At 35.0% G+C, this 15,028-nt stretch carries 13 protein-coding genes; 3 read left to right on the top strand and 10 right to left on the bottom strand.

Going from position 1 to position 15,028, the window contains the following annotated elements:
• Nucleotides 1–11: 11 nt before the first annotated feature.
• Together hflX and AC0L0O_RS16030 are read right to left on the bottom strand one after the other, a co-directional pair.
• Nucleotides 12–1,271, bottom strand: coding sequence for a GTPase HflX (hflX, locus tag AC0L0O_RS16025; protein ID WP_000391876.1), 1,260 nt, complete (start codon nucleotides 1,269–1,271; stop codon nucleotides 12–14).
• Between the two features lie 483 nt (nucleotides 1,272–1,754).
• Nucleotides 1,755–2,303, bottom strand: coding sequence for a cobalt transporter CbiN (locus AC0L0O_RS16030; RefSeq protein WP_000822218.1), 549 nt, complete (start codon nucleotides 2,301–2,303; stop codon nucleotides 1,755–1,757).
• Between the two features lie 181 nt (nucleotides 2,304–2,484).
• Here AC0L0O_RS16030 and AC0L0O_RS16035 point away from each other — a divergent pair, with 181 nt between their 5' ends.
• Nucleotides 2,485–3,468, top strand: coding sequence for a ketoacyl-ACP synthase III (locus tag AC0L0O_RS16035; protein WP_001086315.1), 984 nt, complete (start codon nucleotides 2,485–2,487; stop codon nucleotides 3,466–3,468).
• 51 nt (nucleotides 3,469–3,519) lie between these two features.
• Here AC0L0O_RS16035 and AC0L0O_RS16040 read toward each other — a convergent pair whose 3' ends face one another.
• The 3 genes from AC0L0O_RS16040 to AC0L0O_RS16050 form a co-directional block, all read right to left on the bottom strand.
• Nucleotides 3,520–4,785, bottom strand: a complete 1,266-nt coding sequence (locus tag AC0L0O_RS16040) for an MFS transporter (protein WP_473785875.1) — start codon at nucleotides 4,783–4,785, stop codon at nucleotides 3,520–3,522.
• Between the two features lie 217 nt (nucleotides 4,786–5,002).
• Nucleotides 5,003–5,815 (bottom strand): polyphosphate kinase 2 family protein, encoded by an 813-nt coding sequence (locus tag AC0L0O_RS16045; RefSeq protein ID WP_375361616.1) that lies wholly within the window; start codon nucleotides 5,813–5,815, stop codon nucleotides 5,003–5,005.
• Nucleotides 5,816–5,904: 89 nt separating this feature from the next.
• On the bottom strand, nucleotides 5,905–7,347 hold the full coding sequence (locus AC0L0O_RS16050) for a carbon starvation CstA family protein (RefSeq protein ID WP_375361617.1): 1,443 nt from the start codon (nucleotides 7,345–7,347) through the stop codon (nucleotides 5,905–5,907).
• A 242-nt stretch (nucleotides 7,348–7,589) separates the two neighbouring features.
• Between AC0L0O_RS16050 and AC0L0O_RS16055 the strand changes: the two genes are divergently transcribed.
• A complete protein-coding gene (locus tag AC0L0O_RS16055) occupies nucleotides 7,590–8,054 on the top strand; it encodes a hypothetical protein (protein ID WP_375361618.1) in 465 nt (154 codons plus the stop codon).
• Nucleotides 8,055–8,073: 19 nt separating this feature from the next.
• On the opposite strand, the gene AC0L0O_RS16060 is transcribed toward AC0L0O_RS16055, so the two are convergent.
• From AC0L0O_RS16060 to AC0L0O_RS16075, 4 genes are all read right to left on the bottom strand, one after another.
• Nucleotides 8,074–8,352: a hypothetical protein gene (locus tag AC0L0O_RS16060; protein ID WP_001983196.1), complete on the bottom strand. Its 279-nt coding sequence runs from the start codon at nucleotides 8,350–8,352 to the stop codon at nucleotides 8,074–8,076.
• Nucleotides 8,353–8,380: 28 nt separating this feature from the next.
• The gene (locus AC0L0O_RS16065; RefSeq protein ID WP_001161151.1) at nucleotides 8,381–9,643 is read right to left on the bottom strand and encodes an MFS transporter; all 1,263 of its coding nucleotides are present in this window, start codon (nucleotides 9,641–9,643) and stop codon (nucleotides 8,381–8,383) included.
• Nucleotides 9,644–9,838: 195 nt separating this feature from the next.
• On the bottom strand, nucleotides 9,839–11,218 hold the full coding sequence (locus tag AC0L0O_RS16070; RefSeq protein WP_075395577.1) for an S-layer homology domain-containing protein: 1,380 nt from the start codon (nucleotides 11,216–11,218) through the stop codon (nucleotides 9,839–9,841).
• A 253-nt stretch (nucleotides 11,219–11,471) separates the two neighbouring features.
• On the bottom strand, nucleotides 11,472–12,716 hold the full coding sequence (locus tag AC0L0O_RS16075) for an N-acetylmuramoyl-L-alanine amidase (protein ID WP_000797234.1): 1,245 nt from the start codon (nucleotides 12,714–12,716) through the stop codon (nucleotides 11,472–11,474).
• A 168-nt stretch (nucleotides 12,717–12,884) separates the two neighbouring features.
• Between AC0L0O_RS16075 and AC0L0O_RS16080 the strand changes: the two genes are divergently transcribed.
• Nucleotides 12,885–13,370 (top strand): 8-oxo-dGTP diphosphatase, encoded by a 486-nt coding sequence (locus AC0L0O_RS16080; protein WP_098638405.1) that lies wholly within the window; start codon nucleotides 12,885–12,887, stop codon nucleotides 13,368–13,370.
• 28 nt (nucleotides 13,371–13,398) lie between these two features.
• Here AC0L0O_RS16080 and AC0L0O_RS16085 read toward each other — a convergent pair whose 3' ends face one another.
• Nucleotides 13,399–15,024: a YndJ family protein gene (locus tag AC0L0O_RS16085; RefSeq protein ID WP_411501226.1), complete on the bottom strand. Its 1,626-nt coding sequence runs from the start codon at nucleotides 15,022–15,024 to the stop codon at nucleotides 13,399–13,401.
• Nucleotides 15,025–15,028: the final 4 nt, after the last annotated feature.

Genomic DNA, 15,028 nt, shown 5'->3' on the forward strand with positions numbered 1-15,028 from the left:
CGTCTTTTTTATTAAATCGCAAAACGCTTATACTTTTCGTAATCACTCGTCTTACATTCTACTTCTATTTTCGTACCTTCGTTTTCATAACTCGTAGATAAAACGTGCGCATGATTATTGAAATAAGAAACTACCTGTCCTTGATCGTACGGAATTAACATTTCACACTTCGTATACTCTTTATAAATGTGTGAGCGAATCATTTCGACAAGTTCTTCAATTCCAACATGTTTCTTCGCTGATAAATAAACGCGGTCTTCTTGTACTTTCGGAATTTCAACATCTACCATATCTGATTTGTTATAAGCATAAATGGTTGGGATATTTTCTACTCCAATTTTCTTTAACGTTTCATTTGTAATATCAATTAACTGTTCATAATTTGGATTTGCGTAATCTACAACATGAATAAGTAAGTCTGCTTCCGCTACCTCTTCTAACGTTGAACGGAACGCCTTGACAAGATGATGCGGTAATTTACTTACAAATCCAACTGTATCTGTTAATAAGAATGATTTATTATCTGGTAAATCAATATTTCGCACCGATGTTTCTAACGTCGCGAATAACATATCTTTTTCAAATACTTGTTTTTCTTCTGTCCCATTATAAATTTCAAGCATCGCATTCATGGTCGTTGATTTTCCTGCGTTCGTATAACCTACTAATGCTACAACAGGAATTTCATTTTTCTTACGTTGCTTTCGCTGCGTTTGACGCTGTGCAACGAGTGCTTCTAAGTCTTTATTTAAAACTGAAATTTGTTCTTCAATTTTACGACGGTCTAACTCTAATTTCTTCTCACCGACACCTTTATTTTTCGTACCAACGCCGCCGCTCTGTCTTCCTAACGATTCACGAAGACCGATTAAACGCGGCATCATATACTGAAGATGGGCTACTTCTACTTGTAACTGCGCTTCTTTCGTTTTCGCACGTTGCGCAAAAATATCTAAAATTAATATGGTACGGTCAATTACTTTGCAATCTAAATCCGCTTCTAAATTTCGAATTTGTGAAGGAGATAATTCGTCATTAAAGATGACCATATTTGCATTTACTTCATTTATATAGGCTGCTACTTCTTCAATCTTTCCTTTTCCAATATAATGCGACGGGTTTACACGTTGTAAATTTTGCGTCACTTGCCCAATTACCTCTACATCACAAGCTTCTGCAAGATTCGTTAGCTCTTCCATCGAATATGCAAAATCATCTTCATTACCTAAATTCACTCCAACTAATACTGCTCTTTGTAATAATTCTTCCATATATTTATTCCTCCATTTCGATTACGTAAAATAAAAAACACAGGTCGCTGCCTGTGTTTTCGTAAACGGGTAAGGGTTCACTAAAGAAATAGAAGAAAGCTGTGCTTTCATCCTATCTCATAGTCAAAAAATCCCAAGATCATATATGTATCCACAATAAGTGTTCACCTATACAATCCCATTCTATTTATAAAGGCAAAACAAAAAGAGGGCGTATTCGTCCCTCCCTCTTTTTCACATATAAGCTTAATAAAGGGTTCCTTTAAAATAGGCAGACCAATCCCGTTCACTCTGTACACAGACAGAGCCTTTGAGCGCTATTCAATTATTGGCACAAAGTATTGAGACGTAATCTGATTAAGATCAAAGGAAGCCCCTCCGTTCATTTTAAGTTACATAAAGTGTAGCATAAGTAATTCGCTTTCACAAGGTTAAACCACCTATAGAAACAGAAAGAAATTCTTTATATATTTACTTTAATCGTCATTTTTTGCGCATTCTTCTTACACTAAAAATCACAAGAGCTACTATCAGTAACAGACCTACAGAAAGAGTAACAACTTGCCACCAACTTAAACCGTTCAACATGTCATCCTTTAAATCGACTTCCTTCGTTGGAACAGACTCTTTTGCAATTTGACTTAAAGCCACTTTGTCCGCCCCTGCCTCATCTAATCTTTTCGTTCCACTGCACATAGATGTCTCTAACTGTCCTTCTCCTCTATAAGAAGAAAAGACTAAATACTCTCCTCCCTCCGCAAAAGGAAACGTACAGCTACTAAAACTTGTATATATAATAACTTGCGAAGAGCTTGTCCCTTTCCAAATTTTCTTCACTTCAAATAATATTTCCATTTTTCCGCCCTTCTCTTGAACTTCTAATACCTTACCTTCAAACACTACATTAGTTTTTTGTAACCTCTCTTCTGGTGATACTTTCATACACTCACAAGCGTAAGACTTCTCTGGTAAAACAATAAGAATAAAGCTGCAAATAATGACAACAGGAAATATATACAAAATTCTTTTCAAAGAGCCCAACTCTCTTCATTATCAATTTTTAAAACTTCTCGTATACTATTTTTACACCACTCGCCAAATTCCTTCATAGTAAGTTAAGCATTCTAGTTTCAATAAAATAAAAGTCTTTATTGACATTTTTATAACCTAGTATTAGTATCAGGTTATAAAAATAAAGTTAGGAGCTGTTCCTATGAATTCTAAATCCCGTATTACTGCAATTGGTACTCATGTTCCAAATCAAATACTCTCTAATCATGATTTAGAAAAAATGATTGATACAAATGATGAATGGATTGTACAAAGAACAGGAATGAAGGAAAGAAGAATTGCTAGCGAAGATGAATACTCCTCACACTTAGCCATTAAAGCCATTGAAAATTTATGTACAACATTTAAAAAGAACTTAGAAGATATCGACTGTATCATCGTCGCTACAACGACTGCTGACTTTGTTTTTCCTAGTGTCGCGTGTCAAATACAACAACACTTCAACATACCTCATACAATGGCATTTGATTTAAATGCAACTTGCGCTGGTTTCACATATGGCTTGCACGTCGGTAATAGCTTGATTACTTCTGGATCACATAAAAAAGTACTTGTCGTAGCGACAGAGACATTATCAAAAGTTACTGATTACACCGATAGAACGACCTGCATTTTATTCGGTGATGGTGCTGGTGCTATTTTATTAGAAAGAGATGAAAACAAACCAAGCTTTATCGCGTATCATATGGGCACAAATGGGCACGGCGGTATTCATCTATACAGAACAAACTTATCTACTACTATGAATGACACTCCACTGCAAACAAATGAAAAAATCGTTCAAAATGGGAGAGAAGTATATAAATGGGCAACACGCACAGTGCCAGTAGGTATAAAAGAACTGTTACATACTGCAAATATGAAAATGGATGATATAGACTGGTTCATTCCTCATAGCGCTAACTTACGAATGATTGAATCTATTTGTGAAAAATCTCAAATTCCAATACAAAAAACATTAACGAGCGTGGAATATATGGGGAATACCTCTTCTGTCTCTATTCCACTCGCTCTAGATTTAGCTAGAAAAGAAGGGAAATTAAATAACGGAGACACACTTTTACTGTACGGATTTGGCGGTGGTCTTACACATTTAGGCCTTATTGTGGAGTGGGATTTAAGCTAAACATATAAAAAAGAGGTTCTAGTTAGTAACTAGAACCTCACTTCAATTTCGTTACCCTTTTCGGGACCATATCACAACAGGGATAAGCATGAAAGCTAATACGCCCCCGGCTAATGACAATGCCGCATAACTTGAATTTGCTACTACCATTCCTGACATCGCTCCACCTGAAGCTCCCGCTAGTGCAATAAATACATCTATCTTTCCTTGTGTTTTTGCACGTGTCGAAGGTATAGTTGCATCAACAATTTGAGCCGTACCACTTATTAAACCAAGGTTCCATCCTAATCCAAGTAAAGACAAAGCAACAATTAATAGTATTAAAGAATCGCTCGGTGCTAGCGCAGCTATGACACCTGCTGCTAGTAAAATTACTCCGCCAGCTATACTCATCGTAGTTCTACCAATTTTATCAATTAGCATTCCCGTAACGAGAGATGGAAGGTACATTGCACCGACATGAAAACCAATCACAAGTCCTACAGCACTTAAACCGTGACCGTGGTGCCCCATATGAACTGGCGTCATCGTCATAATTGCAACCATCACGATTTGCGTAAGTATCATTACGATAGCTCCAACTGTAATACCTCGTTTGGTTTCTGTCGCTTCTTCTGTTACTGGTTGCCCTTTATATGTATGCTCTTGTTTATATGTTTCTATCATATTAGCAACAAGTAACGGATCTGGACGAAGCATAACAAATAGGACAAGACCTGCCAGTATAAATGCCGCTGCTGATAATATGAACGGACCAGCCAGTTCAGGAATTCCAATTGAATGAGCAAACCTTCCCATTACACCTACTAAATTTGGACCTGCGACTGCACCAAAAGTCGTCATTACCATTGTAATACTAATAGCAGTTGCTCTTTGCTTCTTATTCGCTAAATCCGTTCCAGCATAACGAGCTTGTAGATTTGTAGCTGTACCGGCACCGTATATGAGTAAAGAAATAAGTAAAAGAATAATGCTATTTGTTAAAGCTGCCAATACAACTCCAATCGCTCCAAATCCACCTACCATAAAACCTGATGCAAGACCTATGCGGCGTCCATGTTTTTGCGATAACTTTCCAACAAAGAAAGCCGCTACCGCCGATCCCATCGTAAACATAGCAGCTGGTAATCCAGCAAATGCATCTGTCCCAAGCATTTGCTGCGCAAGAAGTGCACCTACTGTAATTCCAGCAGCTAACCCAGCTCCGCCGAACATTTGTGAAATACTTACGATTATTAATGTTCGTTTGTATAATTTTTGTTGCTCTTCTTCTGTATACATACGATTACTTATTAAAGCATCTGCTGTATCTATCATTTCCTCACCCTCTCTATAAAACTAGTCCCCCTTGTTAATGTACTATAGAACAACAAAATCCCCAAATTTATAACTCTTAAATTTATTCATATTTTGTTGCTCCTCCATTTCAAATAATAATCTTCTAATTTTTAACAGCACTTAATGATAAATGCTTCTAAATAAAAAACACCCTGTAATTTTGTAATTCAAAATTACAGGGTGGCTCTACTTTATATTATTTTACAACTATATCTTGATTCGTTTCAAAATCTTCTGTCTTACCTTCTTTCATCTCATAATAATACGAAGGTAATTCTATATTATGTTCTAACAGGTAATCCTCAATTAACGAAATAATCACTTTCAACGTTTTCAATCGAGCGTATAATTTATCGTTACTCGCAATGATTTGCCATTTTGCATTTGGCTTATTCGTTTTTTCAAACATGTCTTCCATCGCTTCAACATACTCATCCCATTTTTCACGGTTACGCCAATCTTCATCTGTAATTTTCCATCTTTTCAAAGGATTGTTCTCTCTATCTTTAAACCTCTTTAATTGTTCATCTTTACTAATATGATAGAAGAACTTCCCGATTATATAATGATCATCTGTTAATAGTTTTTCAAAATCGTTGATCTCGTCATACGCTCTCGTCCACTCTTCCTTTGTAGCAAAACCTTCAACACGCTCCACTAACACACGGCCGTACCATGAGCGATCAAAAATAGTAATTTGCCCATACTGAGGTAGTTTCCGCCAGAAACGTTGCAAGTAGTGGTATCGTTTTTCATGAGGTGCTGGTGCTCCAATTGGATTTACTTGAAACCCACGTGGATCAAGATGTTCCGTCACTCGTTTAATCGCTCCGCCTTTTCCAGCTGCATCCCAGCCTTCCATAACGAGCATAACTGCGATTTTTTCTTCTTTTACTATTTGCTGCAACGCTAATAAGCGCCTTTGATATTTTTCAAGTTTCTTATTATACTTAGATTTTGATTCAATTCTTTTCGTTACATCTACTTTAGCAAGAACTCCATTTTCCATAAAACAAATCCCCCTTGTTGTATGACAATGTTATTTTAACATATTATTGGAAATTTTTTCACATTAGAAAAAACTGTGTAGAAAAATCTCTACACAGCTTCCTTCTCTAATTGCACATCTACTTCAATATTCTCATTTTTATTTTTCATGGCTTTCATAAAGAATATAGCAGTTAATATAACGGTAATAACTGCACCTATAATATAAGATGTGTTTAACGGGATATTAAAACCAATTTTCGCATTTAAAATATAAATAACAGTCATAAGCGTCATAAATATTGCTGGAATTAAGGAAACAATATACGACTTTCCTTTTATGAATAAATACATCGTTCCAATCCATAACGCAATTGCTGCAGTCGATTGGTTAGCCCAAGAGAAATACCTCCATAATAATGTGAAATCAATTTTCGTTAAACCGTATGCAATTACAAACAATGGAATTGCAATCATTAAGCGATTTTTCAATTTCGTTTGATTAAAATTGAAATAGTCTGCAATGATAGAACGTGCCGCACGGAATGCAGTATCACCAGATGTAATTGGTAATACAATTACTCCGATAACAGCAATTGTTCCGCCGACAGCACCTAGCATTGTCTTCGAGATTTCACTTACAACCGCAGCAGGTGTACCTGATTTAATTAACTCATTTAATTCACCGTATGAGAAAATACTCATCGCAGCTGCTGCCCAGATCATTGCAATAATCGCTTCTGCAACCATCATGCCAAAAAATACATATCTACCGTGCTTTTCAGTTTGAAGTGTCCGTGAAATAATTGGTGATTGTGTTGCATGAAATCCTGATAAAGCACCACATGTAATTGTCAGCATTAATAATGGAAAAATCGGCGCATTATCTGGATGCATATTTTCAAACGTTAATTCTGGGATAGGAGAACCTTTTATTATCATCATTCCCCCTATGCCAATAGCACTTATTAGCAATAATGCACCTAATACCGGATAAATCTTTCCAATAATTTTATCAATCGGCAAGATTGTAGATAAAATGTAATATACGAAAATAACGGATAAAATAATAGTTATTGACACTTTCCCTTGCAATACAATATCAAGTAATGATGCTGGTGTTGTAATAAACACAGTTCCTACTAATACTAACAGCAACAGTGAAAAAACATTTACAATGTGCCTCATTGCATTTCCTAAAAACTTCCCTGCTAATTCAGGAATATGCGCTCCTTTATTTCGAATAGAAATCATCCCTGTAAGATAATCATGAACAGCCCCTGCAAAAATAGCCCCTATTACAATCCAAACAAATGCAATCGGTCCATATAAAGCACCTAATATTGGTCCAAATATAGGTCCAGTACCTGCAATATTTAATAATTGAATCATAGAATTCTTTCGCCTATCCATAGGTACATAATCTACTCCATCTTGATTTACATAGGCTGGTGTCTTTCTTTTGTAATTGACTCCAAATATCTTTTCAATAAACTTTCCGTATGTAAAATAACCAATTATCAATACAACGATTGATACTAAAAATGTAATCACTACTATCCCCCCTTTATAGAAAACGCTTTCTTATTTCCATATAAGGAAACGTTTTCAAATTTATTCTAGCATATTTAATTACATTAAATAAACAGTTTATATAGAATTTTTAGTATATTATTTTTTGTAAGATGATGATTCCTAGCCCGATATACACACCCCACTTACATTATATGGTATATCCTCTCACGAAGAGAAGATACTAACAAATAAATCTGTTACAGAATGGGAGCTCTTAAAAAATGAAACGAAAAATATTAACTCTCTTTACTCTTATATGCTTAGCGCTACCAATACAAGCTAGTGCATATACATTTCAATCACTACCAACCGCGTCAAAGTCTAAACAGTGGTATATCGAAATTGATAAATCTCATAGTACAAACAAGCAAGCAGTGCAGACAAAACAAGATGTATATGATACTTATAGTTTACTCATAAAAAACATCGGTAATGATGTATCTAATGTATCAGTGGAAATACTTGATAACACCCCTGCATCTAAAGCTACCTTTAATCCTATTACTTTAAATAATAACGTTTCAAAAAGTCATACAAGCTCTGACTACATGGCATTTCCATTAGACCCTAATAGCCATAATTTCAAAGTCATCATTACTTGGGAAGAAAAGAACTTCTCTTACAACGGCCATCCAGTAAATGAGAGTAAACAAATGAAAGAAACATTTGTATTTAATGAAGAGTAAGCTCTAATTTGATTAGGGCTTACTCTTTATTTACAAAACCAGATTGAATTGCTTCTGTCACTTCTTTTGTAATTTCCAGCTCTGTTGCTTCCATACTAATTTTCTTATGCCAAATATGTACGGAGGGATTTTCATTGTAAAGATGCTTTATTAATACGAGTACGTTATAAGCTAGACTATTTTCTCTATGGGTAGCGATATAGACTGTGAAATTTTTTGCTTCAAAGATCTTTTCCTGCAAAGTATATTTACTGTCCAGTTCCTTTACTACTATATCTTTCAAACTTTCTATAATCATATTAGTCGTTCCCTTTTCCCTTATATCTTCAATTAAATCGTCGTATACTCGGTACAGCCAACGCTAGTCCAATTGTTATAAGTACTAAAATAGCTAGTGTAATTATCGTTATCTCACCACCTATTACATTTGCTAACCAGCCAACAACTACATATCCTACTGGTAATAAAGCAAAAGATCCTAACATATCAAGGCTTGCTACCCTCCCAAAGGCTTCTTCTGGCACAAGCTCTTGTAAACTTGTTTCCCAAATGAGTCCAAATATCATCATACCGAACCCTTCAATTGCCATTAATGCGATTAAAGCAGGTGCCCAAGCAATAAACGGCATTATTAGAAGTGCACAACCACTTATTAAAACACCACCATAGGCAAGTAATCCTCGCTTATGCCAACGCTCCCTCCCACCAAATATTAGCGCGGCAATTACAGCTCCAACGCCAGAAGATGCCATTCCTAATCCATACACATATGCTTCAAAATGATGATGAACATTAAATAGCCATGGAATTAATACGACGATAATTCCTGCATAACAAATATTGATGAAAGAAAAAACTAAAATTGTAATCCATAGCCACGGGTGACTTTTTAAAACGAAAACCCCTTCCATAAACTCTTGTTTGTAATCAACTTTTCTCTTTTCAATAGGTTTTACTTTTTTAAACTTTATTTCTCTTAAAAATAGTAAACAGAAAAATGATAGTAAATACGTTACTGCATCCAGTCCAAATCCTATTCCGGCAGAGGCAACTGAAACGATCAAGCCTCCAAGAGCCGGTCCAATTAGTCGTATGCCTTGATTACTCATTTGAGTTAATGCATTGGCTGCATTTCGAATGTCCGGTACAAATACTTTCGCTCTTACGGACGCATACGCTGGCTGAAATATGCCTTCCATAAGCCCATATAATGCTATGAGGACATATAGAAGCGGAATTGTTAATACGTCCATAAATATAAGTGTTGCAAGTAATAGCATTAATATACAGCGAATGATATCTGTAAATAACATTACTTTCACCCGATCCATTCGATCTACGACTAATCCAGCAAACGGTAACGCAAGAATATTAGGAAGCATGTACATTGCCATAGTCATTCCCATTACAACTGTTGATCCAGTCAATGAATATACAACGACTGGCAAAATAACCATCGTTATCGAACTGCCTAAAGTCGAAAGCAATTGCCCGATCCATAAAAATTTAAAATGTGGTGACGCTTTAACCGGCAATAACAATTTACCGATATAACTTAAACTTTTCTCTGTTGGTATTTCTCCTTGCATATATCTCTCCTCTTTTCAAATTAAGTTAACAATAAAACAAAAACAGAAAATTCAATCTTCAACACTTTTAATTATATATGAAACGGTTTAATTATTGGTAAAAACATAAAAAAGAAACTCATACTGAATCTAAAAATATTACATGTTAAATATAAATAAAAAAGGTGTTTTCATAAGTGAAAACACCTTTTTTATTTATATTTTTAAGTTCTTCTTCAATGTCCAATATTTTTCTTGAGCATTTTCAAATGAAAATTCTACCCAGCCGTTTGGATCTTCACGATATACATTTACTTTCTTACCATTTTCTAATTTCCCAACTTCATTTTGCGTAATATTTGGTACACTTTTAATTGTATAGCCAAATGGATATGGTACTTGATAGTAAGAACCTACTAATTGAACAGTAGCTGTTGCATCTTTTGCATAATTTTTATATGGAATCGCCTCACCTAATGCCTCTACATTTAATGTGTTAGGATTTTTCGGTAATCGTTTTACATTTTGATAATCTTTTTTGTTAAACGGTTTAATACGCTCCATAATATTAGCGATTTTGCCAGCCCATTCTTTATCAGTTGCATACTTTTCATTCATAGCAGGTAATGTGTAGCCATTGAAATGATTAGCACCTTCTTCTAAATAGTTCTTTCTTACATAATCGGCATTGTACGAAATACTTTGCTTATATGACGGTAAATATTTTGCATATGCAAATGGATCGCGATCATACGCTCTTAGACCAAATAAATTATGCTTACGATATGCAATTTCTGATTTACCATAGGCAGATTCTAAGATTGCATGTGCAGCTAAATACAGTGCACTCACACCATACTCATTTTGCGCTTGAATAAAATCTTGTCCCGTTCCAATAAGAGGACTATCAGGATGCCATTTTTCAATAAAATTATCAATCTCTTGTGCTGTTATATTAGATGGTAACGTTATATCTAGATTGATATACGATGCCATAGCATTAAACAAAAATTGTGCATATTCTTCACGTGTTAAAACACTAGTTGGATTAAATGCACCTGCTCCATTACCTGCTGTAATGCCGTTAGATTCTAATGCACTAACTGCATCATTTGCCCAATGCGTGCTTGGTACATCATTAAACGTATGTTGAGCCTTTATTTTAAACTTAAAAGCATTCTGTATAATTACTGCCATCTCAGCACGAGTTAACGAGTCTTTTGGTCTAAATGTCCCTTTACCATCACCTACAAAAATCCCCATCTCTGTTAATGCTAAAATTTCTTCTGGGAACATCGTCGTTCCTGCACTAATATCAGAGTATGGATTTTTATAATCGCTTTTCACCTCTGGTTTTAGTGCGCGATACATTAATGCTGCTACTTGCTCACGAGTTACAACATCTCCAAAGCCAAATTTACCATTATCGTAACCTGCAATAACCCCTTTTGACGTTAAATCATTAATCGCTTCGAGTGCCCAATGATTTTTCGGAACGTCTGGAAATTCTTTTGTAGATGCAAACGAAGTTGCTGGAGCCATCACTACTTGAAGTGCGACTGTCACCGCTAACACATTAGAAATAACTTTTTTCATAAATTTTTTAACACGTTATGTATATGCTTGTCCCGTGTTAACTTGCCTCCCTTTATCGTATAATTTTCCCTATTAAACTAACAAACTCTTAAATAGTCAACAGTAAAAGTATACGTGATAAAAATAAACTAATCTACCATTATTTTATTCATAATCAGCATAATACGATATATCTTTTTATTCCGATATAAAATTACATAAACTTACAAAATGCCCACCTCTATGTAGACGATGGGCTTAGCAATCAACATTGTTATTTAGCTAAACGATATTTGGAAACATCAAAACCTTTCCATTCATAATAATCTAAAATCCCAGCATAAACTGCCTCAGCAGCAATTTGTCTTCCTGATTCAGTAGCTAATTTACCATTATCTATATCATTATCAATAAAGGCAAGCTCTGTTAAAACTGCTGGTACTGTATTATTATTTACTACATAAAGTGAGTGATCGTCTTTTATCTTTCTATCTCTTGTGTGTAGTGCTTCTACTACTCTATTTTGAATTTTCTTCGCTAATACTTCGCTATCCTTTTCAATCTGTGTCTCTTCTCCACGCTTTGATTTTTTATAATAATACGTTTCCGTTCCATGACCATCATGTTTTTCAGAAGAATTTGCATGAATGCTTACAAATATATCTGCATTGTTCTCTTGACCAAATTTCACTCGATTCGCAAGAGATTCATTTTTGTTACTTCCTGGATTTCCGTTCTCTTCACGTGTTAACAAAGCTTTTAAAGGCGTATTTTTTTCTAGCAACTTCTGTAATCTTAAAGATGTATCAAATACAATTTTACTTTCCTCTACACCTTGTCCTGGATTCCCTGGATCAAATCCTCCATGACCAGGATCAATAATAACTACCTTTTCTACTAAAGGATTACCTACTTTAAGCGAATCTGCCTTTTTAATAAATTGAGCTGCTTCTGCTTTAGTTAGAATTTTCTTAGGTTCCCATTTGTCACCGGTACCAACAGAAATACCCAATTCAACTAAAATATTAGCTTTTTCTTTACCCCAGTTTAATGTTTCTAAATCTTTGAATTTAGTTGCTGGAGTACCGTTTACTTTAGACTCTAATTTGTAAGCTTCTACAAGAAGAGATGCCATTGACACACGGTCGATTTTTCCGTCTGGCTCAAATCCATTGCCTGTACCTTTAACAACACCAGCTTTTTCTACAGCTGCGATGATTGGAGTAGCCCAATGTTTTTGAGAATCAGCGTAAGATGGTTTAGCATTTTTATCGATTGGCAAGTTTAAGATTTTAGCCATCATTGTAGCTGCTTCTGCACGAGTGATTTCCTTTCCAGGCTCGAACATTCCTTTCTCGTTACCTGTAACTGCGCCTTTTTCTGCTAAGTAGTTAATAGAATCTTCTGCCCAGTGCCCTGTTTGGACATCTGGAAACGTTTTTGTTTGTGCGAAACTACTAGATGAATAAGATAATATACTAGCTGCGATTACTCCTGCTGCGATTATTCTATTTTTCATAGAATATATTCCCCTCTCAAGTACAATGTATTTATATAACAGACTAATTATAGTTCTGAAAATTAGTAATAGTCAATTGCAATTTGTATAATTTTGTATTATTATTGTATTTTTTGTCATATATAACTATAGTTAAAAACTATAAGGTTTTATAAGGGAGAGATTCGTATGAGTAACAATTGGAAAGATATAGAACACCGCATTTACACAATGTGTATGATTCAGCGGAAAAACGAAGTATTGTTAATACAGCGCCCTAATCATCTTGGCTTCCCTGGTTACATCGCTCCTGGCGGTAAAGTGGATTTTCCAGAAAGTATCGTTCAAGCTGCTAAACGAGAAGTAAAAGAAGAAACTGGATTACTTGTTTCAAATTTAACCTTTAAGGGGTTAGATGAATACGTAAATCCGAAAGAAAATGTTCGATATATGGTATTTAATTATTGGACAGACTCATTTGAAGGCGAACTTCTTATGAATCCTCCAGAGGGCGAATTATTATGGGTGCCAATGGATACAGTATTAAATCTTCCTATGCAAAATTGGTTTAAAGAGAGATTCCCATTATTTTTTGAAAAAGGTACGTTTGAAATTCAACGTGTTTGGGATCGCGATTTAGATAAACAAGTTGCTATGACCCTTACCCATACGTAAAAAAGCTTGGAATCCCTCCAAGCTTTTCTTACTTCTCCTCCATTTTCTTAATCTCATAATCAATTTCTAAAAACTTAACTCCGAATATCCACATTCTATGTTTTGCTACTAATATTTGATCCTTGTTCTCTTTAATAATAAAAGTTTCTGCTAATGGTAAACGTATTGTAAAGAAACGAGTATGCAAATAAATACCCTCATCTCCCTGACCATTTTCTCTTAACTTACTAGTAATGATTAAATCCTTACTCTTATTACATACTTTCAAAACCCCTGTCATATTCGAATATGGTAAAGGTAATGCAATATTCATGTATGTTTCGTTCTCATATGTATGTTTTGAGTAAAGAGCTACAAAAATAGATTCTTCTGCTTCATTTTTTCTTAGCCAAGCCCTTACATTCTCTCTTCCATCCTTCTCATCTATTACCCCGATGATAGAGCCGTGCATCGTTTCCCACTTGCCGCCCATTCCTAAATGTATTTGCCCTACACGTTTACTCATTTTCTCATAGCAAAATGCTACCGGGCGGAACCAGCGAGTCCATTTAATATGTGATTGTAACTCATACTCTTTTGTATTTTCATAAAAGTGAACAATACTTAAAGGAATCTTCGTCACGTCAAATGCTTCACTATAATAATCATTCATTTTATCAACTAAACCTCTGCATTCCTTTCTATCTATTAAATTTTTGTTATGTAAAAATGCTTCACCAACTGCCGCCTTTCCTCTTAATCTGCTCATTGGTTTCCCGTAATATTTATAGTTCGGAACACTCTTTTCAATCATCCAGCCGACAAATGCCGGCAACGCTACTCCAATTCCATTAACAACACCGTGAATCCAAACCATTTGAGCAATTGTAATCGTCATTACATGTTTCAAATTCCCGTACGAATATATAAGTGAAAACATAATTGTTACCATGAGTGTACTAGACGATATGATTAGAAGGATTTTTGCGCTGATAGCATTAAATTTCGCTTTCCAAACGTAAATGCTATAACCATAAATCGCACATAAATATAGGCACACTGCAAAAAATTCAAATACCCTTGAGTATGTAATCCCTATCGCAACTGTCATCGGTGAAATGGCTATAGTAAACATAATTGCATCATATACTTTACTGCTCTTTTCTCTCTTCCGCCCTATTAAACCAGCTGATAATGGCAATAGAAATGCAGAGTAATGAAAATGTGCAGCGGTAAGCAAAATGATGTCAGAACTAAAGTGCATAATGGAGAGTTTTGCTACAGAAGCAAAAAACCAAAAACCACCTAAAAACAAATAAATAAACGCACTATCGATAGCTGTCTCTTCTAACGGTTTCCATCCTCTTTCTAGTAATCTATTTATACCAAATAACGCAACGATCCCCGTATATACAAACCAAATTATCGCAAAGATATATTGATTTGTTACGAAAGCTAACATTGCACAAATCGCTGCTATCGGATATAAAAACGATACGGATTTATAAAATAATAAATACGATCCATTTCGTGCTCTTTTATCAATAATATAAAAAGACATCGGTATAAATAACAAAATAGATAATAAAATAATTGCTTCAACTGGGTTTACATTTGACCACTCACATATTAGAAAAATAATATAACAAGCAAGCCCAACTATTATATTTTTCATATCA

This window comes from Bacillus sp. GS3m_15504, assembly GCF_055825275.1.